Source organism: Natronorubrum texcoconense (assembly GCF_900100335.1).
Lineage (GTDB): Archaea > Halobacteriota > Halobacteria > Halobacteriales > Natrialbaceae > Natronorubrum > Natronorubrum texcoconense.
This window is the reverse complement of record NZ_FNFE01000008.1, coordinates 1-20,168: the sequence shown is the minus strand read 5'-3', so window position 1 is coordinate 20,168 and position 20,168 is coordinate 1. Positions and strand designations below refer to the sequence as shown.

The window sequence follows — 20,168 nt, the reverse complement described above, 5'->3', positions numbered from 1 at the left end:
GATCGAGCCTTACTCCGTCTGATCGCGGACCGTGACGACCGGAACCGGCGCGTTTCGGACGATCTCCTCGGCGACGCTGCCGACGACCAGATGATCGAGTCCAGTTCGACCCTCGGTTCCCACGACGATCATATCGATCGCGTTCACCTCGGCGACGTCGACGATCTCCTCCTGGGGGACGCCGTGACGGACCGTCGTCGTCACCTCGAGGTCGCGCTGGGCCGCGGCCCGTTCGGCCTCCTCTAGGGCCTCCGCGGCCTCGCCCTCGGGGTCCGAGCGCATCGCGTCCTGTTTTTCGCTACTGTGCGGGCCGTCCTCCGACACCGAGACGATGTGGAGCGTGGCCCCGAGACGGTCGGCCAGTTCGATCGCGTGCTCGGTCGCCTGTCGAGCGCCGTCGCTGCCGTCGGTCGCGAGCAACAGATCCTGATACATGACCTGAACGTTCACCGGACGGACGGAAACATATCGCACTTGCCGTTGCCGGGAATCTATCCAACAGTCGAGAGGGGGACTCGAGTGGCGAGGGAATCGACGGAGTCAGTGTCGCGGTGGACGGTCGCTCGAGGCGGGGACGTGCGAGGAAAACGAGGTCGAAATTTGCGGGACGGCCGAGAGCAACGTTCGGCGAATCGCCACGTTCGGGCGGGGACCTCTCGAAACACCGAAAGGGACAGCGGCGCACGAACGATCGACCTCGTTCGAGTTTCGATTACTCCGCGCTATGCTCTTCGATTGCGATACGATCGTCCGTAATATCGTCGAACGATTTGTCCGACGAAACGATCGGGTCTTCGTCCGCGTAGGCGGCGTGGTATGCATCGAACGCGGTGAGTCCGTCCTGTTCCATGTAGTCCGCTGCCTGAAACAGAACGTCTTCGTCTTCGGGGACCGCTGCGAGTTCGAGTGCGTAGGCGAGCGCCTCCATCCGATCGAACTCGAACCGATTCGAAATCATCAGCAGTTCGAGCAACGTTGCCCGAGAAGTGTAGATTTCTCCCTCGTTCTCGAGCGCGATCTCGGCCGCGCTGCACTGGAGCCAATCGTCGTCTTTCACCAGCGCGATAAAGAAATCCGTATCAGCGTAGATCATCGCGATCTCACTCAGTTACGTCGTCGATAGCGTTTTCTCGAGCGGTCTCGCGCGACTCGCGCTTGATTTCCTCGATCGATTTGTCGTCGAACGCGTCACCGACGGCATCCCGGAGCCCCTCGATCGGATCATCTTCGAGCGGGATCAGCTCGACCCGGTTTTTGAGTTCGACGACACGATATCGATCACCGTGTTTTTCCCGAATCTCGTGTGGGATGACGATTCGGCCTCTATCGTCAGCCTCAGCCGTTTTGCTCATTGTACTCACTACTACTGTGGGAGCAATCAAAAATATTCCCACAGGCACCGATGTTCTCCCTCTTCCCGTCGCCGCACGGTTTCGAAAGGCGCTACACGTCTTTCGTGAGTGGACGGAACGAAGTTCTACGAGGTCGGCAACAGACAGCCGTTATAGTTGGGGCTGCTCGCGTCCTTTCGCCTGCAACGATCCCCGAATCGACGAACTGAGCCGATCGACGGCGCCGCGGGACTCCGCAACTTCAACCAGCAGATCGGAAAGGTTCACCAGGTCCGCGACGTACTCCTCGCGTCGGCGCTGCCAACGAGCCGCGGCGTCGTCGTCCGTGACGACCTCGAGCGAGCGCTCGCGAACCGTCTCGTACTCGTCGAACTGTTCGGCGAGGCCGGCACGCTCGAGTTCCTGGAACTCGCCGTACTCGTGATCGTCGGTGCCGCGATACCGGAAGGCGGGCGTTCCCAGCAGCGCTGCCTCGGTGGCCATCGTCCCCGTATCTGCGACGAGCAGCGACGCTTCGGCCATCGCGTCGTGAATCAGCGCCGGGTGAAGATCGTACGACCGAGCGGGCAGGTCCGTGAGGTCCATGTCGTCTCCCTCGTCCGAGACGAAGACGGTCGCGTGCTCACTCAGCCGTTCGATCAGGTCGCGGCGCTGCTCCGGTCTGAATCCCTCGAGGGTGGCGTCGTGAAGCGCGTCGAGCGCGTTGAACCGGACGAGCACGTACGGTTCGTCCGACTCGACGCCGAGATACTCGCGGACGCCCTCGTCGCGCTCGAAGACGTCGGGGTGGAGATAGGCGCACTCCTTGAACCCCTCGAAGGTGTAGTGGGCGTCGCCGAGGTCCCGGCGGGTGACCGCCGGCGAGAGAATGCAGTCGGCGAAGGGGCGCGAAACGGCGTAGTTGAAGTCGCCCGGCTCGTCGTCGAGGACGAGGACGACCGGCGTGCGCGTGAGCGTGCCCGCGTAGGCCGCGTACGGCCCGCGGCCGAAGACGACGTCCGGATCGAACCGACGGGCCTCGCGACCGATCGTCGCCACCTGCCCGACGAGTTCGCGGGCGAACCGGAGCTTCGAGTAGCGGTCGGTCCCGTGGCCGCCGTAGACCCGGTACGGCATGTCGAAGAACTCGAGTAGGTCCGTGGTACAGGCGTACTCCCGCGTCAGCACGCGGACGTCGTGTCCCGCGTCCTCGAGGCGGTCGACGGTATGTCGATACAGGTGGACGTGTGCAGGCGTATTGGCGAAGACGAGGATCCGCATCAACAGACTGTATCCGAGGCTGAACCTTTGTAATCGTACAGCTACCCGATATGATCGCCTGTGGAGAAATTCAGCGCCGATAGACGGCGGTCGCGACGAGAGAGAAACGACCCGAAAACGGAAATCAGAAATTCGCTACTTCCGACGGACGACAGCAGGACGCGGTTCAGTCACCGAATACCGGCGCCGGGACGAGCGAGTCACGCGTCGGCGAGTTGATCCAGCGACGCGACAGCAGCGATACAGCGGACAGCAAGCGGGTACGTAACCAACGTGCCGGTCGATCGAAGCGACCGAACGGATCGGTTCGGAGTGTCCGCCGACGTATAAGAGTACGTGAAGAAAAACTCGAGCATCGCCCTCTGACGGCGCCGTTCTCAGCAACTGAAACGAAGATAGTCACCGATTGCGTCTCGTCGTTCGCAGGCTGTTCGCTCTATAACAAAACGCCGCCCGCTGGTAGCGGACGATCAACCGGCTAATGCACGTCCTCACCCTCACGAACAGCGCGGACGCACCGTTCATGAACCAGCAGATGGCCGAACTCGAGCGCCGCGGCGTCTCTTTTACGACGGTGTCGGTCTCCGGCGACGTGGACGCGACGACCGCGCGCGGACCGACGGACTACCTTCGGACCGTCCCGAAGGTCATCAGCGAGTCGAGCAACGGCTACGATCTGATCCACGCCCACTACGGGCTGATGGCTCCGATGGCGCTCGCCCAGCTCGGAACGCCGGTGGTCCTGTCGCTGTGGGGTTCGGACGTACACGGACCCGTCAAGCCCGTCAGCAGCCTCTGTGCGCCGCTGTGTGAGGAAGTCGTCGTCATGTCCGAGGAGATGCGCGAGGAACTCGGTCGCGATGCGCGGGTGATCCCCGACGGGGTCGATCTCGAGCGGTTCCAACCGGGATCACAGGACCGCGCACGCGAGAGGGTCGGCTGGGACGACGCCGGCGACGCTTACCAGGTGCTGTTTCCCTACCCGCCCGAACGCGAGGTGAAGAACTACCCGCGAGCGCGCCGGATCGTCACCGCGGCCGACAACTTACTCGACCGACCGGTCGAACTCCGGACCGTCCACGGCGTCGACCACGACACCGTGCCGGACTACATGAACGCCGCGGACGCCCTCCTGTTGACCTCCCACAGCGAGGGATCGCCGAACTCGGTCAAGGAGGCGATGGCCTGCAACCTGCCCGTCGTTGCCGTCGACGTCGGCGACGTGCGGGAACGGTTGGCCCGCGTCGAACCGTCGTGGGTCGGAACCAGCGACGAGGAACTGATTACGGGGCTGATGGACGTCCTCAAACGTGGCGAGCGCTCGAACGGTCGGGAGGCCGCAAAAGAGGTGAGCATCGAACGGACGACGGAGCAGATACTCGAGATCTACGAGCAGGTCGCCGGGGAAACGACCCAACAGGTTCGGGACGCGCCGCAGATCGAGTGATCGCTCGAGGGTGACGGACGCCACGTAGGCAAAGTATATTTCCCGCCCCAAAAACTATTTTTCCACAGCGCGTCGGGGTTCGTATGGACCGGAGCGACCCGCAGGTGTCCGACGTCGATCCGTTTCCGGAGACGGGCGCCCAGGGTGACGTAAACGACGCCGCCGAACGGGAGTGGAAAGCCGCGACGACGGCGTTCGAACGCGTCGACGCGGTGCTCGGGCGGACGACCGAGTGGCAGAGTGCGAGCGAGATTGCGAATCGAGCCCGCGTCTCGGAGCCGACCGCTCGAAAACATCTCCTCGCCCTGGCCGAGTCCGGACGCGCGTCGACGAACGAGACCGGGAACGCCACGCAGTTTCGACGCGATCCCGATCAGCGACGGCTCGAGCGCGTCCAACAGCTCGCTAACGAGCACTCGCGGACGGAACTCGAGCGTTCAATCCGAGAGATGAAAACGCGGGTCCGGGAGTTCGAAGACGAGTACGGAGCGACGAGTCCGGAAGAGCTCGTCGACGGTTTAGAGCCGGACGACGAGGCAGGATGGGACGACCGCTCGCGGTGGAAGACGACGCGCCGAAACCTCGCGTTCGCGAAGACGGCGCTCTCGTTCAAGGAGACGCGATTCGTCGATGCGATGAGCACCGGTGAAGACGGCGCCGTCGAAAAGAATGCCTGAGGAACGCGGTCCGATCGACTGGGATGCGTTGCAAACCGTCGAACGCGTCTTCCGCGATCGGCTGGACGGACTGGTGACGGCCACGGAGTACGTGCCGAACGCTATCGACCCAGTCGAGTTACGCCTCTCGATCGGCACCGGATTCGACGCGGACAGCAGCCGGTTCGACGTTCAGTGGTGGACCAACCACGGCTACAAGTACCACTACGGCGAGCGCGACCTCGAGTTCCGATTCGGCTGGGAGATCCGTCCAACGTCGCGGTATCCGGAGAAACACTTCCACCCGCCCGAGAACCCGTCCGCTCATCGCGAGTCGTGCATCGCGCACGAGGAGCCCGAACTGGTCACGCTCGCCGTACTCGCGTGCTGGTGGAACGCCCTCGAGGCGGACGATCCGTCGATCCTGAACGCGACCGAAAATCCGCCGTGAGAAGCCGGTTTAGAACGACGTTCGACGCTACTGCACGTCCGCCCGATACCACGCCATCGTCTCCGGTAAGTGGGCCTCGATCGGCTGGTACTCGTAGCCGAGTTCGCGCTCCGCCTTTCTCGAGGTGTAGAACATCCGCTTGGTCGCGAGTTTGGCCATCTGTCGGTCGAAGGGGAACACGCGGACGTCGGCGACGGCGCTGGCGGCTTCGGCGACCGGCCCGGCCGCGTGAATCGCCATCGCCGGGACCGGAATCCGGGCCGGCGAGCCGTCGGTCGCGTGGGCGATCCGGGAGACCGCCTGATCGAACGTCAGGTTCTCGCCGCCGAGGATGTAGTGTTCGCCGCTGGTTCCCCGTTCGTCGGCCAGGAGCAGGCCGTCGACGACGTCCGAGACGCCGACGATGCTCAGCCCGCCGGGCAGGTACGCCGGCATCGTGGGCTCGAGTCCCATCGCCAGCAACTGGGCGGTGAACTCCTCGTCGCCGGGACCGAAGATCGAGGTCGGGTGAACGGTAACGGCGTCGCCACCCGTCACGGCGTACTCGTCGACCAGTCGCTCGGCCTCCGCCTTCGATTCCTGGTAGGCGCCGATCGGCTCCGCGACGTCCGTCTCGTCGGCAAAGTCGTCGTCGCCCGACGGTCGGCGCGTGCCGGACGTGCTGGTGAAGACGAGTCGGCCGACGTCGCTGTCGCGGCAGGCCTCGAGGACCCGCTCGGTGCCGTCAGCATTGACCCGATGGACGGTCTCGGGGCCGGCGCTCCAGAGCCCGATGCCGGCGAGGTGGAAGACGGTGTCCGCGCCGTCGACCAGTTCGCGCAGCGTCTCGTCGTCGAAGAGATCGCCGACGTACCAGTCGATCTCCTCGAGATCCGGCCGATCCGACGTGGGGCGGCTGAGCCCGCGGACCTCCCAGCCCTCCTCGAGCAGGCGCTCACAGAGCGCCGAGCCGAGAAAGCCCGTCGCGCCGGTGACGGCTGCGGTTCGCTTCCCGGTCATCGTCCACTCTCGAGTTGTGGCGGGACGGCGTCGCCGGCCACCCGCGCGTAGAGTCGGTACGCGAGCGTCACGGCGGGATGCGTCTCGTCCCGCGGCGGGAGCGCCCCATTCGGGAGCCGGCGTCTGAGCGTCGTGAGATCGACGTCGGGACCGGACCCGCCGGCGTTTTCGACCGTGATCGACGGCTCTTCCACGCCGAACGCCGCGCGGAGCACCGGATCCTCATCGATGGATCGCTCGAGTAACGACGAGGCGAGCGCGTCGACCTGCTGTGTCGGCCCGGCAAACAGGGTGTCCGCCGCGATCGGATCGCCGGCGAACGCGGTCGTCGCGTCCAGCACCGAAAGGGCGGGTTCGACCGTTCGCGTCGCCGCGACCGCAGTCGACTCCGCGTCGGCCGCACTCGAGACGAGCCGGCCGAGCGCTCGCATCCCGCCGGCGACGGGGCCGGATTCGGTCGGGCGCAGCGTCGGGACGACCACGACGGTGCTGTCGAGGAGTCGCTCCGGTACCGAGACCGACACCTGCTCGTCGTCGACGGTGACGACGCTGTTGCGCCGCGACTCGTCCGCGAGGTCGACGATCTCGGCGCCGAAGCGCTCGACGATGTCGGGGTAGCTCAGATACTCGGCGGTCCGGTCGAACGCGATGCGGTCGTCGCTCGCTCCGGCGACGGCGACGTCGGCCTCCGTCCAGCCCGCGAGGTGATCGGCGATCGAGCCGACGACGGCGGGGTCGGTGACCATCCCCGTGGAGGGGTGGAACGGGTAGTGAGCGTCGGGGACGATCGTGATTCGATCCGCCGCGGTGAGCGAACTGACGTAGGGCTCGAGGACGGACCGAGCCGGCGACTCGAACGACGCGAGTCGCGCGTCGGTGTCGGCGATCCACCCGCCGCGTCGGTCTGCGGCGTCGATACCGGCGACGTGAACGCTCACGTCATCACCTCCGGCGGCTCGAGCTCCGCACCGTCGCCTTCGGCTGCGAGTTCGTACGCGGTTTCGGCCAACTCGAGCGTTCGCAGGCCGAGTTCGCCGCCGACCGGCGGTTCTTCGTCGTTCCGAACCGCGTCGCAGAAGTCTTCTAGCGCGTCGTAGTGGGCCTGCAGGTAGAACGTCGGCCCGAAGACGTCCGGCTCGCCGCCGGTGAATCGACTCGCGACGTTCGAGAGTGCAGCCTTGGCCGCGCCCGCGTAGAAGTTTCCTGGCATGTGCTCCTTGTTACTGATCGTCCCCGTGACACCCTCGAGTCGGAGTCGGGTGTTAACCTCGGGGAGCTGTTCCCACTGGTAGGTCCCGCAGTGGAGGTTGATCGTCGTCTCCGTCTCCGGCGCGCGAAGTAACACCGTCGCGGCGTCCTCGGCCGGAATGTTGAGCGTTTTCCCCATCGTCGCGTCCTGGACCTCGAGGTCGCCGAACAGCCACTCGAGGAGATCGAAGCAGTGGACGCCGAGTTCGATGAGCGAGCCGCCGCCGGCGGCGTCGGGATCCATCGGCCAGGCCGGCGGGGCCTCGTCGGCGGGCGGCTTTCCGAGCGGGTGATCGTTGAGTCGCGTGATCGAGGCGTAGGGGACGTGTCCGACGCTGCCCTCGTCGTACGCCTCCTTGACGCCCGTCATGTCCGGCTGGTAGCGGAGCGTGTGGTCGACGCCGAGCGCGATGTTCGCCTCGCGTGCGGTCTCGATCATCGCCTCGGCCTCCGCGGCCGTTCGAGCGAGCGGTTTCTCGACGAAGACGTCGACGCCGGCCTCGGCGGCGCACTCGACCGCGTCGGCGTGGAGGAACGGCGGCAACGCGACCACCGCCGCGTCGAGGTCCTCCTGTTCGAGCAGCGTCGTGTAATCGTCGTACGTTCGGGTCGCGCCGGCGCTAGCGGCCTTGTCGCGGTTCGCCGGCATCGCGTCGGCGGCCGCGACGACGTCGACGCCGGGCATCGCGAGCGCGGACTTCAGATGTACCATGCCGATGTTTCCGACACCGAGAACGCCGAGTTGCAGCGCGCTCGAGTCGGACCACCGGTCGAGAAAGGGTGGAGCCATTCGGTCGAAAACGGACCAGCAGCGGGCTTTGTTATCGTCGCCATACCGACGAGAGCTGGCGGGTAGCACCTGCATTCGTTCCGCCGGTGGGCGCTCGAGGTGCCGGGACGGCGGGCGGTTCAGCTGAGAACAACCGTCACTGGCGGGAACGATAGCCGTCAGTTACCGCTCGCCGGAATCTGTCCGTCGATCCGCTCCGTGACGTCGGTTCCCGCAAACCCCTGAACCCGTCGAGCGACGTCCGCCATCGTTTCGACCGTGAGATCCGTCTCGGCGCGTCGCCGCTCGAGGTACGCGAGGATCGCTCGCATCCGACGGTCATCCCGTTCGCTCGTCAGGTTGTTCGGGTGCAGCCACATGTGGAAGACGCCGTCGGCGTCGACCGCGTCGTCGATGCCCTGCCGAGCGAGTTCGAGCATGGGATCGGTCCAAATCGACTCGGCGACGGTCCGCGCCGGCCCCTCGAACCCGAAGAGGAACATCGAGGCCGGGACGTTGACGAGCCCGTACTCGTCGACTTCGGGCTCGACGATCATCGACTGATCCCGGAGCGTCGTGTCGACGACGCCGCGGACGCCGTCTCTGGTCGGAGATTTGCCGCGGTAGGCCGAGAGTCCGTGATCCGCGAGGACGTCCCGGTGGCCCACGTCGTTGCGCGGGTAGACGAACGAGTCGATCGACTGATCCCAGATGTCGGCGATCTCGATCGCCCGCTCGAGTTCGGCGTCGGCCAGTTCGTGATCCGTCTCCTCACCGCCGAAGAGAACGTGGGAGAACGAGTGGCTCGCGAACTCGTGGTCGGCGTCGGCCCGGAGAATATCGGTGACGAGGTCTGGAGCGAACCGAAGGTCCTCGCGGTCGCGCCACGAGCCGCGTTCGCGATCGAACCAGCCCGGCGGGGCCGGGTGGTCGGCGTGGCGACCGTCACAGTCCTCGAGCATGAGGTGGCCGACGACGGCCCACGTCGCGGGGACGTCGAACTCGTCTAAGAGTTCGAGCATGACGTTCCAGCCGCGGCGGCCCGATTCGACGCGGTCGTCCGGCGGGTCCTCGAGATCGTGAAAGCCCCAGCCGAGTTCCGCGTCGAGGGAGATAACGACGCTACCCACGGCAGTCACCACCAGGATACGGCGGGTGAATCCGTCTCATACGTCACAGCTACCCGACGAATAGTTTTGTTATGGGTGGCCTGTTACGGGCGACGGGGTTCTCGCTGACGTATAGTGGCCGGATATAGGCGTGGTATATTGGAACACGATAGGGAGCGACATTCGACAACAAATCGAGCAAATTCGCCGGCCATCGTCCGGACGGTGGATGAAATCTCCCCATAACAAAGCCGACAACCAGTAACTTCCAGCACAGCAGACGTCCCCAACGTCTCAGATATCCAATCATGAGCAGGTCTTCCCAGACAGCCGAGCGCGCATTCGTGCTCGGATTCGACGGCGTACCGTGGAGACTCATCGAACAATGGAGCGACGAGGGCGAGCTCCCGAACTTCGCCCGGATGCGCGAAGAGGGCGCCTCCGGCACCCTCGAGAGCACCCAGCCGGCGACGACGCCGCTGGCGTGGCCGACCATCGCGACGGGCGTCTGGCCCGACAAGCACGGTCTCTACGGCTTCCAGAACCTCTCGTCGAACTATACGCACGAGATGTACACCAGCTACGATATGCAACAACCGACGCTCTGGGAGCAGCTCTCGCCAGCCCACGTCGGCAACGTCCCGATGACGTATCCGGCCAAAGCCATCGACGGGACGATGGTCACCGGCATGATGACCCCATCGACCGAGAAGGAGTACACGCACCCGCCCGAGCTAAAAGACGAGATCGAGTCCCGAATCCCCGACTACGAGATCAGCCTGGATTACCCCGACTACGCGGACCGACTCGACGAGTTCGAGGTCGCGGTCGACGACATGCTCGAGAACCGGCGCGAACTGATGCAGCTCCAGATGGAGAAAGCCGGCGACGACTGGGGGCTGTTCTTTTTCGTCTTCACCGCGCCCGACCGATTCCAGCACCTCATCTGGGATATGGACCGGCTGCTGGATCACTACAAGAAACTCGACGACATCCTCGGCGAGGTGATGGACTACACGGACGAGCACGACGCCGACCTCTACACCGTCTCCGACCACGGCTTCGGGCCGATCGAGGAACTGGTTTACGTCAACCACATCCTCGAACAGGACGGCTACCTCTTCCGAGAGGAAGACGAGGGGACCCGCGGCGCGCTCTCGAGTCTCGGCATCTCCCGGGACCGGATCACGGACGCGCTCGAGCGGGTCGGCATCTCAGAGGAGAAGATCGTCTCGACGCTGCCCCGGTCGATCGTCGACACCGTTGCCGAGCAGATCCCGGGCGATCACGCCCTCTACGACGTCGACTACGAGAAGACCGTCGCGTTCGTCCACGGCGCCGGCTGCCTGTACGTCAACGACACCGAACGCTTCGACAGCGGGGTCGTCGATCCGAGCCAGGTGCCGGCGATCAAAGACGAACTCACCGACCTCTTTGAGTCGGTGACCGACGACGACGGCGAGCCGATGCTCAAGGTGTTCGACGGCGACGAACTGTTCCCGACCGACGACGACTCGCCCGACCTGATCGTCAACGGACGGGGCGTCTACGAGGCCCGAAACGCGCTCACCGACGAGCCGACCGGCGACACCGGCAACTACGACGCGAGCCACCGCAAGGAGGGGATCGTCCTCTGTCGCGGACCGTCGATCGACGCCGGGGCGGAGCTTCGCGGGGCGCGCGTCGTCGACATCGCGCCAACACTGCTTCACGGCATCGGCAAACCGGTCCCGAAGAACGCAGACGGTCGCGTCCTCTTCGACGCGTTCGACGAGGAGACGACTCCCGCATCGACGAAGGTCGAACGGACGGGCGTCTCACAGGGCGGCACCGACGAGGAGGTCGACGACGACTTCGGAGAGGTCGAGGATCGGCTGAAGGGCCTCGGCTACATGGAGTGATCGGGGGGCATACGATCGGTCTCGACTAGTCACTCAAGTTGCGTTTTCGGCTATAGCGATACTCGAGTGAGAGCGTATCAGCACTCGTCCGTAGTCGATGCTGTACCGAACCGTCTCTCGGCCGACGCTCCGTGTTCGGCCCGGGTCCGTTTGATTCCCGGAGGGAACGAACGCCATCGACGCGAACCGAACGACCGACCGCCATCAGGCTGGCAGCACGAGACTTCGCTATGGGAGAATCCACATCACCGGCGACGCAACCGTCGTATACGGTCCGCTCGTTCGAATCCAGCGACCGCGACGCGCTGTTGTCGCTGTACGAGACCGTCTTCGAGAAAGAGCGCGGCGCGGACTGGTTCCGCTGGAAGTACGCAGAGAATCCGTACGCCGACCACGTACCGATCGTCGTCGCCGACGCCGGCGGCGAACTCGTCGGCTGTCGGGCCTTCTTCGCCCTCGAGATGCGCGTCGGCGACGACCGGCCGATCGCGTTCCAGCCCTGCGATACGATGGTCCACCCCGAACACCGGGACCGGGGCCTGTTCAGCCGCATGAACGAGTACGCGCTCGAGCGATACGCCGACGGTCCACCGTCTCTGTGCTTTAACTTCCCCAACGAGAGCGCCAAGCCGGGGAACCTCAAACACGGCTGGAAAGAGATCGGAACGATCCCGACGTACTACCGGCCACAAGACCCAGTCGAGAGCGTAAAGAAGGTGGTAGACGACGGCGACGGAGACGAGTCGGAGGCGAGCGACGAGACAGCGGCGAGCGGCGATGGATCGGACGGATGGGTGTATCGCGATCTTCCGCCCGAGGACGACACCGGCGACCTCATCGGCGAGAACGACGGTTCGGACGACGGCGTGGCCGAGGTCCTCTCCGACGTCATCACGAGCTCGCAGCTCGCGGGCGATAAGCTGGTGACGCAGGCCGATTCGGAGATCGCCGCGATCCGGTTCGAGACGCCGCCCGCGGAGGTTCTCGAGTCGGTATACCGGCGGTCGATTCCCGACGGCATTCACACGAATCGAACCGCCGAGTTCTACCGGTGGCGCCTCGAGAATCCCGCGCGGAGCTACACGACCTACGTTGCGACGCGCGACGGCGAAACGCCGATCGCGGCGCTGGTCTGTTCTCGCGTCGACGACCACCTCCGGATCGTCGAGAGCCTTCCACGAGAGATTACGTCAGCGCAGGACGCGATCAATCAGCTACTAGCGGCAGCACTGGCCGATTGTCCGGATCGAAACTACGTCACCGCGTTCGGGGAGACGCTGCCGACGCCGATCCGGTACCGGTTCTATCCCGACACACGGTTTCCGCTCTCGACGTTGGAGCGGCCGACTGCGCTGACGCTCCTCGCTCGTGACCTCGATCGGGAAACCGAATTCGAGGAGACGACGAGGGACGAGTGGACGCTCTCGGGCCTCGATGTAGACACGTCATAACATTTCTATTCCGGACGGGAACTGGACGTATGGAGACTGCTGGTCGGGGCGGGACGAAATCGGTCGTCGTTCCGGGAGTCGTCGCACCGAGTTCCGTCGCCTGCGTCAGGTCGCTCGGTCGCCGCGGCATCCGGACCATCGTCGTCTCGAGCGACGAATCGACGCCGGCGTTCGCGTCGAAGTACTGCGACGAGGCGGTCCACGCCCCGTCCCCGCACGAGGATCTCGTGGCGTACAAGGACGTCCTGTGCTCGCTCGCGAAGCGGTCCGACGTCCAGACGATTATTCCCGTCCGAGAGCCGGATATCTACGTGCTGTCGAAGTACAGAGACGAATTCGCCGAGCACGTGAGTACCCCCTGGCCGACGTTCGAAACGCTGTCGCGCACCCAAGATCGGGTACAGCTGTTCGAGGCCGCCGCCGCGGCAGGGGTCGCCGCGCCGGAGACGACCCTCTTTACCGCGACCCCCGACAGGGAACGCGAGTGGATCGTCAAGCCGCGGTATACGATTCTGGGCGACGAGTACCTCGAGGAGTATGCGCCCGAACGGTGCGTTGCACCGCCGTCGACCCAGTATCTCGAGTCGAATCCCGCCAGGAGTACCGAGGACGTCCGGACCGAGATGGAACACGTCCCGCTGGTTCAGGAGTACGTCTCGACGACCGAGGAGTACGGCTTCTTCGCCCTCTACGACGAGGGCGAGCCGGTCGCGACGTTTCAACACCGACAGCGACGGGGGTACAGCTACGCCGGCGGCCCCAGCGCGTTTCGGGAATCGGTCGACATTCCGGCGCTGGAGGAGGCCGGACTGGCGCTGCTCGACGAACTCGAGTGGCACGGGCTCGCGATGGTCGAGTTCCTGCGCGACGACGAGACCGGCGAGTTCAAACTCATGGAGGTCAACCCCCGGTTCTGGTCGTCGCTGCCGTTTTCGGTACAGGCCGGCGCGGACTTTCCGTACTACTACTGGCTGTTGGCGAACGGAATGCGAGACCGAATCGATCACAGCTATCAGCCGGGCATCGGCGGCCACCTCCTCCGCGGCGAACTGTTATATCTCCACTCCGTCCTCACCGACGAGATCGATCTGGTCGAGAAGCCGGGGCTGGCTGAGGCCGTCCTCGATATCGGTCGCTCGCTCCTCGAGCAGCCGCGGTTCGACTATCTCTCTCGCGACGATCCACAGCCGTTCGTTCGGGATCTCGTGAACACGCTCTCGTCGATCCGGCAGTAGCGTGATCGGTTCCGATGTCCGAGCGTAGCGAGGATCGGCCGAACCAGTCGGGCAGTCGTGGACCGTCCGACGGATCCGCCACCGGCCGTGGCTGTCCAGTTCTCGTCAGCAACGAGATGGCGGTTCACCGCAGTGTCAGTATCCAACTGAGTGTATTTCCAAAACAGCTACCATTAATTCGACAGGAAAGCTTATACCGGGATACTCGGGTTACCACAGTATGGCACGTGACACTCCGGTACAGAACGAAGCTGCCACGACCGACGCTGAACCACTCCCGAACCTCGTAACGATCGTTGGACGCGGCGTTCCCTCGAGTTTCGAGATCACCGTCGACGGTGAGATCGAGATGGACACGGACGATCCCGTCGAGGAAGCGACCATCGTTTCGGGCAGCGTCGCGGAAGGGTCGATCGACGTCGGCGTCCAGCGATTCCGATTCGACGGCCAGGTAACGAACGTCCACCTCGTCGACTGGAACGGCGTCCCCGCGCCGGAATCCGCGAGCGTTCCGAACGTGCACGTCGACTACGGCGTTCCCGAACGGTAGACGCGCAGCGTCCAGGTAGGGGTTCGATTTTTCAGATGTCGGTCGGTACGGAGCGATGCGTCGAGCGCGGCGAGGGTAGGGTACTGCCACACGGGAACCGGTTGCGGCCGCCACGTCGTCAGCGACTTCGCACGCGCTGCAGTCCGGACTTCGCGCTCCGCCAGGCCGGGTAGACGGTGTTGTAGACGCGGGCCGGCGTGTTTCTCGCGCCCGCGTGAAGGATTCGGTGCGAGAGCGGCGACCTCGATTCGGAGACGAGTTCGTCGAGGTCGGCGTCGTCGAGCCACGCGAAAAAGGCCGCCTCGTCGGGCGACGACGGCTCCGTCTCGCGCGCGCGATCGCGGATGTCCTCCCACATGTAGCGTTCGTCCTGTCCGAGGACCCACCGGCCCTCCTCGAGTGCGGTCCGGATCTCCCGGTAGTCCTCGTGTTCGAACTGATAGCCGTGGTCCGTCGGCTCGAGTCCCGAGAGACGCAGGCCGACGGCGGTCCGGTAACACTTCTCACACTCGCCGCAGTTGCCGTCCATCCGGACGTTACAGGTCTGTAACTGGAGCGCCGGCGCTTCCGCCTCGATGTAGTCGGCGATGGCGTCGAGTCGCTCCTGTCGAGTCAAGTCGTAGGAGTCGTGGTGACACTGGGTACCGGCCCAGCGGACGTGGTCGTCGATATCGGGCCGTGAACCCCACTCGAGGTCGATCCCCTCCCAGTGGGTGGCGGCGACGTAGAGGTCGTCCATGCCGCGCGCGTAGGCCATCGGCGCACAGAGACCGAGTAATCCGAGCCCGTGGCCGACGGAGCTGTACCAGGCGCCGTCGACGTGGCGCTTGTAGTGAGCCAGCAACATCGGGTGGGCGAGAAACGAGAGCATGTTCGACTCGACGAACGCGGTCTCGAGACCGTGATCGTCGGCGAACGACGAGGCCCGAGAACGAAGGTGGTCCCACTTGTCGTCGTCGGCGGCGTCGGGCGTAATCGTCCAGCCGCGGATGCTGATCAGCGTCGGCTCCTCCTCGCGGTGGCGAACGTACGAGCAGGTCGAGTCGACGCCGCCGGTAAAGAGCAGGCCGCTCTCGCCGCCCGCCTCCCGTTGGACGTCGACGGTCTCTTTCGCGTAGAGCGTGCCGCCCTCGAGGAAGTCGTGCATCGAGCACAGCGACGCCTGAACGTCGTCTAACGCCGCGGCAAACGTTGCGTCGACCTCGTCGACGTAGACGTCGGCACCGTTCGCCCACGCGACGGGACAGACCTGTGCGAGAACGGGGATTACGAGGACTGCGTCGGGAACGTCCTCGATCGGAACGTCGTACTCGGTTCGAAACGATTCGCCGGAGAAGAACCGCTCGAGCGCCGGAGACGTCCGGACGTCACACTCGAGGGTCGTACCATCTGCGCTGACGTGGTCGATGACGATTGATGACATAGTTAGGTCGAGATCGCGCCACAGTGTCGGTTGCGCACTGTTCGCTGTCGAGTCAACGGAGTACAAACGGGTACAAAAAGCATCAGAACCGTTGATCGTCTCGAATTCGGGAATGCAATCCATATCGACGGGTTGGAATCGGTAATGAGTGCATACTTCAGAGCGAGAGCAGTTCCGACCGGGGTAGGCAGGACCGGTTGGAGAACGATCGGTGCCGAGCCGCGCAATAGAAAGGGACACCAGCGGGGCGTGAGCGGTTTCGAACTGGGATGAGAAGGGAGCTAACCCGACCGGATTGGCCTTCGAGAGCTGTCGACCGGCTGTAACGACGTCACAGCGGCCGAGCAACCGACGCCTTCTCCGTGCGCAGAACCGATAGGAGCCGTATAACAAACGTCGCTATCGATGACCATCCGTCCAACACATGCGTATCGCCACTGGACCGGACAGCGCCACTTCTGAGAGCACATGAAACGGTCGACACTCAACGTCACGTTCGCCGTGGGCTTCCTCGCGATTGCGATCGCAATTCTCGTCGCGAGAGCCAACCCCGCAACCAGCTACGAAGCGTCGATCTATACCGGGACGCCGACGGTTACGTGGATCGCGTTCGCGTTCGCGCTCGCGATCGCCGCCAGCACGGCGCTCACCTGCCGTGGTCGCGAACAGGGCTACGGAATCGCACTCGGCGGAACGGCGGTGACGGCGATTGTGGGCCTTCCGGTGATCAGGAACTACCGATTCTCCGGAAAGGGCGACGCGCTCACCCACCTCGGTTGGACCCGGGACATCATCGACGGGTCACTGGCCCCACACGAACTGTTCTATCCCGGGTTTCACGCGATCTCGACGGTCTTTCACTACGTCGGCGGCGTTCCGATCGAGCGCGGAATGCTGTTCGTCGTTGCGATCGCCTTCCTCCCGTTCGTGCTGTTCGTACCGCTCGTCGTCCGAGAGATGGGCGGTAACGGAATGGCGATCGGCGTCGCCGCGATCGTCTCCTGGATGGTGCTTCCCATCAATAACATCGCGACGCACATGGGTATCCACACGAACTCGAACGCGCTCTTCCTGGTGCCCGTCGTCATCTTCGCGTTCCTCGCGTACCTCCGTCGGCGCGCGACGATCGAGCGGCTGCCGTTCGGGCTCTCGCCCTTCAGCCTGCTCATCTACGTCACCGGTATCGGGCTGCTGTTCATGCACCCCCAACAGATGATCAACGTCGTCGTCCTCATCGCTGCGGTCACCGGCGTTCAGTATCTCGCCCGACGACGGTACGACGACCATCCGATGCTCGATCATCCGACGACGTACGCCCACACCACCGTTCTCGGCGTCATCTTCACCGTCTGGGCGGCGAGTAACGCACGGTTCAGAGGAGCCGTCGAAGGGCTCGTCAGCGGCGTCTTCGCAGAAGACGTGGGCGGGAGTGCCGAAGTCGACCAGGCCGAAGCCTCGCTCGGCGAAGTCGGCGGGAGCCTCGGCGAACTGTTCGTGACGATGTTCCTCGACCTCGCACTGATCTCGCTCGCCGTGGGGCTGTTCATCCTGCTGGTGTGGCTCGGCCGGACCAGACTCGATCCCGAGACGAAGTCGTTCGTCAACTACTTCGCGATCGCGCTGATCCCGCTGACGGGGATGTTCTTCATCTACTTCGTCGGCACGCCGACGATGGCGTTCCGCCAGATCGGGTTCATCGCGATCATCCTGACGATCCTGGCGGGAGTCGGGATCGCACGCGCCATCGATGCGCTCTCCGGCGTGATCACGGTCCCAGGTGGGACAGCCGTCGCAGCGCTCTTGCTCGGTGCCTGTCTCGTGCTCGGGCTGATGACGGTGTTCGCCTCACCGATCATCTACAACCCCGGTCAGCACATCACCGACCAGCAGTTCAACGGCTACGAGACCACTATGGAGCACGGGGACGAGGACGTCCCCCTCGTCGGGCTGGGGTACGACCCGTACCGATACGACCACGGCATCAACGGCGTCGAGGGACAGGAGAGTCTCAGCGCAGCAACGACTGCCAGCGGCACCGTCGAGCCCGATGAATTCGAAGAGGGCAACTTTAGCGGCGCATATGGAGGGGTGGACTACAACTTCATCGTGACGGAGTTCGACACCACCCGCGAACTCGAGGTCTACCAGGAGCTCCACCACAGCGAAGCCGCACTCGAGGCCCTCGAGAAGGACTCGAGTACGAACAAAGTAATCTCGAACGACGAGTTCCGGATGTACAACGTCCAGGGCGACGACTAACTCGGCTCAGTCGTAGCTGGTTGTTCTTTGCGCGCGCGTAGAAGTGCGAACGTCGTGCCGTCGGGCTCGAGACGGTGTCCGATCGTCACCGTTTCCGCGGCCCACTCCGACCGTCGCTGACTCCCTTCTGTAGTTCGGCCGAACGCGACGTGAGCTATCGCGCAGATCGGTAACTCGAGCAGTCGCCGGCGGGGACCAGCAAACGAAGGTCCAAACACGACCGCGCTCGAGCCAGCACTCGCAACCGACGACCGACCGACCATGCCGTAGAACCGTGTCGCACGCGAGCGAGAGAACGGGCGTACTGCGACTGAGTGGGGACTTCGGTGAGCGAGCGGCCTCTACGCGTCACCCGTCGGGAGCCGTGGCTTCCCGCAATCGTCAACCCGCGCCACTCGAGACGCGCCCGACGAGTCGCTCGCGAGAATCGACCTCACGAACGAGCCGCGACGGTTGGGAGGAGCGAGGTCGAAGAGCTGTTTCGGGACGACGTGCGAGCGAGTCGTCGCAGACAGCCCGTCCGTCTTCGACCGATCGGAACCGTCCGTCGTACGCGTTCGCCCTACTGGTTTTGCTGCGTACACAGCAGACGGGGACGAGTCGACGGGCGCTTCGACCGTAACGCGCCGATCGTTCACGTCGTTTCGAACCCGTCCGTGAACGATCAGAACGATCGACCGTCGATTCGAAAAACAGGCAGTACACCGGCTCTGAAGCGCAGTAATCATCTATTTCTGCCGAAAACAGTGGCTAACGGACGCCGTATTCCCGCACGTACGTTCACAATTTCTTAGTAGAATAATCACGAATTCTGCTACAATATGAAATGGTAGAAAGACATTCTGTAAATTGAGGCTATATTTCCAAGGAAAAGTTTATGAGTGTAAGCCCAGGTTACGAGAGTGTATGGCGCAGAACCCCCGCTCGTCCGAGACGGACACTACGCCGACTGCAGACCGTAACAGTGGCTTACATCGCCGCACCTACGTGCGTTCGCTCGCAGCGGTCGTGACCGCCGCCACCTCGCTCGGTGCGGCCGGCACGGCCGCCGCGCAGGACGAGGACGACTACGAAGTCATCGAAGCCGCAAACCAGGAGATCACCATCGAGGACGGTGAGACCTGGGAGAACAAACTCTTCGACATGACCACCGGGCAGGACGTGACGATCACGACCCTCGGGAGCGACTGGACCATCCGCAACATCGGGTTCGAGGGCGAGAACACCTCCGGAGCCGGCTCCGCAACGTTCGGTATCTCCGACGCCGGCGGCTCGAGTACGATCGAGAACGTCTACCTCGGTGACGGCTCCGACGACCGCAACGGCAGTTCGACCGGTCACGGACAGACCGCGTTCTGGGTCAACCCCGACCACGCGGGCCACATCGACATGCAGAACGTCAACATTCAGGGCTTCGCGGACAACGCGGTCTACGGCTCCGCACCCGGAAACAGCGGCGGCGGAACGATCCACATCGACAGCTGTTTCGCGGCCAACTGTCACGTCTCCCACTTCCGTCTCGCGACAGAGGGGAGTAAGGTGACGAACTCCGCCATCCTGGTCGACGAAGACGGCTACGCGGGCCGCGGCATCTGGGCCTGGGCCCCCGGAACGATCGAGATCGAGGACTGCCAGATCGAGATGAACGGCAACCACACCGCGATCGACGCCGGCGCCAACGGACAGGGAACCGAGGTCCTCGTGCGCGACACCGACTACGACGACCAGGCCGGCATCGTCGAACACGCCGGCTCGTCGGTCCAACTCGAGGACGACTCGGGAACCGATCCCGAGGCGTTCATCCCCGAGGGCACCCCGACCAGCGCCGAAGACGCTGCTGCCGGTGACGCCTGATCGAGGATACTCGACACCGCGCTGACGCCAGCACCGAACGATCCCCCTCCACCCCCGCTGACGACTCACCCCTCCACCCCGCCGACGACTCGACCCCCATCCCCGCTGACGACTCACCCCTCCACCCCCTCCATCGACCGAGTCCACATCCCCGCTGACGACGTCCTCCTTCATTCTCACTGCGACTCACCCCTCCACCCCCTC

Annotated in this window: 18 protein-coding genes; 9 read left to right on the top strand and 9 right to left on the bottom strand. The window is 64.3% G+C overall.

All coding sequences use genetic code 11. The features are described 5' to 3' along the window. Positions 1 to 9 precede the first annotated feature (9 nt). The 4 genes from BLT08_RS19650 to BLT08_RS19635 form a co-directional block, all read right to left on the bottom strand. Positions 10 to 435 carry a universal stress protein gene (locus tag BLT08_RS19650; protein ID WP_090311423.1) on the bottom strand — a complete coding sequence of 142 codons (426 nt, stop codon included), beginning with the start codon at positions 433 to 435 and terminating at the stop codon, positions 10 to 12. A 277-nt stretch (positions 436 to 712) separates the two neighbouring features. Then, positions 713 to 1,093, bottom strand: coding sequence for a type II toxin-antitoxin system VapC family toxin (locus BLT08_RS19645; protein WP_090311421.1), 381 nt, complete (start codon positions 1,091 to 1,093; stop codon positions 713 to 715). 7 nt (positions 1,094 to 1,100) lie between these two features. After that, positions 1,101 to 1,352 (bottom strand): hypothetical protein, encoded by a 252-nt coding sequence (locus BLT08_RS19640; RefSeq protein ID WP_090311419.1) that lies wholly within the window; start codon positions 1,350 to 1,352, stop codon positions 1,101 to 1,103. A gap of 150 nt (positions 1,353 to 1,502) precedes the next feature. After that, entirely contained in the window at positions 1,503 to 2,612 is a 1,110-nt protein-coding gene (locus BLT08_RS19635; RefSeq protein ID WP_090311417.1) for a DUF354 domain-containing protein, read from the bottom strand. Between the two features lie 481 nt (positions 2,613 to 3,093). On the opposite strand from BLT08_RS19635, the gene BLT08_RS19630 reads away from it, so the two are divergent. From BLT08_RS19630 to BLT08_RS19620, 3 genes are all read left to right on the top strand, one after another. After that, positions 3,094 to 4,059, top strand: coding sequence for a glycosyltransferase (locus BLT08_RS19630; RefSeq protein ID WP_090311415.1), 966 nt, complete (start codon positions 3,094 to 3,096; stop codon positions 4,057 to 4,059). Between the two features lie 83 nt (positions 4,060 to 4,142). Next, the gene (locus BLT08_RS19625; RefSeq protein WP_090311413.1) at positions 4,143 to 4,736 is read left to right on the top strand and encodes a DUF7342 family protein; all 594 of its coding nucleotides are present in this window, start codon (positions 4,143 to 4,145) and stop codon (positions 4,734 to 4,736) included. Next, positions 4,729 to 5,166: a toxin-antitoxin system TumE family protein gene (locus tag BLT08_RS19620; RefSeq protein WP_090311411.1), complete on the top strand. Its 438-nt coding sequence runs from the start codon at positions 4,729 to 4,731 to the stop codon at positions 5,164 to 5,166. The genes BLT08_RS19625 and BLT08_RS19620 overlap by 8 nt, the downstream gene beginning before the upstream one ends. Positions 5,167 to 5,193: 27 nt before the next feature. Here BLT08_RS19620 and BLT08_RS19615 read toward each other — a convergent pair whose 3' ends face one another. From BLT08_RS19615 to BLT08_RS19600, 4 genes are all read right to left on the bottom strand, one after another. Then, positions 5,194 to 6,165, bottom strand: coding sequence for an NAD-dependent epimerase/dehydratase family protein (locus BLT08_RS19615; protein WP_090311410.1), 972 nt, complete (start codon positions 6,163 to 6,165; stop codon positions 5,194 to 5,196). Beyond that, positions 6,162 to 7,103 (bottom strand): DUF362 domain-containing protein, encoded by a 942-nt coding sequence (locus tag BLT08_RS19610; protein ID WP_090311408.1) that lies wholly within the window; start codon positions 7,101 to 7,103, stop codon positions 6,162 to 6,164. The genes BLT08_RS19615 and BLT08_RS19610 overlap by 4 nt, the downstream gene beginning before the upstream one ends. Next, positions 7,100 to 8,203: a Gfo/Idh/MocA family protein gene (locus BLT08_RS19605; protein ID WP_090311406.1), complete on the bottom strand. Its 1,104-nt coding sequence runs from the start codon at positions 8,201 to 8,203 to the stop codon at positions 7,100 to 7,102. Before BLT08_RS19605 ends, BLT08_RS19610 begins: the two co-directional genes overlap by 4 nt. A gap of 158 nt (positions 8,204 to 8,361) precedes the next feature. Beyond that, positions 8,362 to 9,312: a polysaccharide deacetylase family protein gene (locus BLT08_RS19600; RefSeq protein ID WP_090311404.1), complete on the bottom strand. Its 951-nt coding sequence runs from the start codon at positions 9,310 to 9,312 to the stop codon at positions 8,362 to 8,364. 287 nt (positions 9,313 to 9,599) lie between these two features. Between BLT08_RS19600 and BLT08_RS19595 the strand changes: the two genes are divergently transcribed. The 4 genes from BLT08_RS19595 (at position 9,600) to BLT08_RS19580 (ending at position 14,428) form a co-directional block, all read left to right on the top strand. After that, complete coding sequence (locus BLT08_RS19595; RefSeq protein ID WP_090311402.1) at positions 9,600 to 11,192, top strand: alkaline phosphatase family protein; 1,593 nt, start codon at positions 9,600 to 9,602, stop codon at positions 11,190 to 11,192. A gap of 230 nt (positions 11,193 to 11,422) precedes the next feature. Further along, positions 11,423 to 12,643: a GNAT family N-acetyltransferase gene (locus BLT08_RS19590; RefSeq protein ID WP_090311400.1), complete on the top strand. Its 1,221-nt coding sequence runs from the start codon at positions 11,423 to 11,425 to the stop codon at positions 12,641 to 12,643. 29 nt (positions 12,644 to 12,672) lie between these two features. Then, complete coding sequence (locus tag BLT08_RS19585; RefSeq protein ID WP_090311398.1) at positions 12,673 to 13,878, top strand: carboxylate--amine ligase; 1,206 nt, start codon at positions 12,673 to 12,675, stop codon at positions 13,876 to 13,878. A 220-nt stretch (positions 13,879 to 14,098) separates the two neighbouring features. After that, positions 14,099 to 14,428 (top strand): hypothetical protein, encoded by a 330-nt coding sequence (locus BLT08_RS19580; protein WP_090311396.1) that lies wholly within the window; start codon positions 14,099 to 14,101, stop codon positions 14,426 to 14,428. 118 nt (positions 14,429 to 14,546) lie between these two features. Here the strand turns inward: BLT08_RS19580 and BLT08_RS19575 are convergent, their stop codons facing one another. Next, positions 14,547 to 15,851, bottom strand: a complete 1,305-nt coding sequence (locus tag BLT08_RS19575) for a hypothetical protein (RefSeq protein WP_090311393.1) — start codon at positions 15,849 to 15,851, stop codon at positions 14,547 to 14,549. 468 nt (positions 15,852 to 16,319) lie between these two features. On the opposite strand from BLT08_RS19575, the gene BLT08_RS19570 reads away from it, so the two are divergent. Together BLT08_RS19570 and BLT08_RS19560 are read left to right on the top strand one after the other, a co-directional pair. Further along, positions 16,320 to 18,110, top strand: coding sequence for a hypothetical protein (locus tag BLT08_RS19570; RefSeq protein ID WP_090311390.1), 1,791 nt, complete (start codon positions 16,320 to 16,322; stop codon positions 18,108 to 18,110). A 906-nt stretch (positions 18,111 to 19,016) separates the two neighbouring features. After that, positions 19,017 to 19,964, top strand: coding sequence for a hypothetical protein (locus tag BLT08_RS19560; RefSeq protein WP_090311386.1), 948 nt, complete (start codon positions 19,017 to 19,019; stop codon positions 19,962 to 19,964). Positions 19,965 to 20,168 lie beyond the last annotated feature (204 nt).

What these genes read in the sequence shown, in the direction of transcription:
- BLT08_RS19605 (WP_090311406.1), bottom strand. Translation starts at nt 8,203, where the DNA reads ATGGCTCCACCCTTTCTCGACCGGTGGTCCGACTCGAGCGCGCTGCAA.
- BLT08_RS19570 (WP_090311390.1), top strand. Translation starts at nt 16,320, where the DNA reads ATGAAACGGTCGACACTCAACGTCACGTTCGCCGTGGGCTTCCTCGCG.
- BLT08_RS19625 (WP_090311413.1), top strand. Translation starts at nt 4,143, where the DNA reads ATGGACCGGAGCGACCCGCAGGTGTCCGACGTCGATCCGTTTCCGGAG.
- BLT08_RS19635 (WP_090311417.1), bottom strand. Translation starts at nt 2,612, where the DNA reads ATGCGGATCCTCGTCTTCGCCAATACGCCTGCACACGTCCACCTGTAT.
- BLT08_RS19575 (WP_090311393.1), bottom strand. Translation starts at nt 15,851, where the DNA reads ATGTCATCAATCGTCATCGACCACGTCAGCGCAGATGGTACGACCCTC.
- BLT08_RS19630 (WP_090311415.1), top strand. Translation starts at nt 3,094, where the DNA reads ATGCACGTCCTCACCCTCACGAACAGCGCGGACGCACCGTTCATGAAC.
- BLT08_RS19620 (WP_090311411.1), top strand. Translation starts at nt 4,729, where the DNA reads ATGCCTGAGGAACGCGGTCCGATCGACTGGGATGCGTTGCAAACCGTC.
- BLT08_RS19650 (WP_090311423.1), bottom strand. Translation starts at nt 435, where the DNA reads ATGTATCAGGATCTGTTGCTCGCGACCGACGGCAGCGACGGCGCTCGA.
- BLT08_RS19560 (WP_090311386.1), top strand. Translation starts at nt 19,017, where the DNA reads ATGGCGCAGAACCCCCGCTCGTCCGAGACGGACACTACGCCGACTGCA.
- BLT08_RS19640 (WP_090311419.1), bottom strand. Translation starts at nt 1,352, where the DNA reads ATGAGCAAAACGGCTGAGGCTGACGATAGAGGCCGAATCGTCATCCCA.
- BLT08_RS19580 (WP_090311396.1), top strand. Translation starts at nt 14,099, where the DNA reads ATGGCACGTGACACTCCGGTACAGAACGAAGCTGCCACGACCGACGCT.
- BLT08_RS19595 (WP_090311402.1), top strand. Translation starts at nt 9,600, where the DNA reads ATGAGCAGGTCTTCCCAGACAGCCGAGCGCGCATTCGTGCTCGGATTC.
- BLT08_RS19585 (WP_090311398.1), top strand. Translation starts at nt 12,673, where the DNA reads ATGGAGACTGCTGGTCGGGGCGGGACGAAATCGGTCGTCGTTCCGGGA.
- BLT08_RS19615 (WP_090311410.1), bottom strand. Translation starts at nt 6,165, where the DNA reads ATGACCGGGAAGCGAACCGCAGCCGTCACCGGCGCGACGGGCTTTCTC.
- BLT08_RS19645 (WP_090311421.1), bottom strand. Translation starts at nt 1,093, where the DNA reads ATGATCTACGCTGATACGGATTTCTTTATCGCGCTGGTGAAAGACGAC.
- BLT08_RS19590 (WP_090311400.1), top strand. Translation starts at nt 11,423, where the DNA reads ATGGGAGAATCCACATCACCGGCGACGCAACCGTCGTATACGGTCCGC.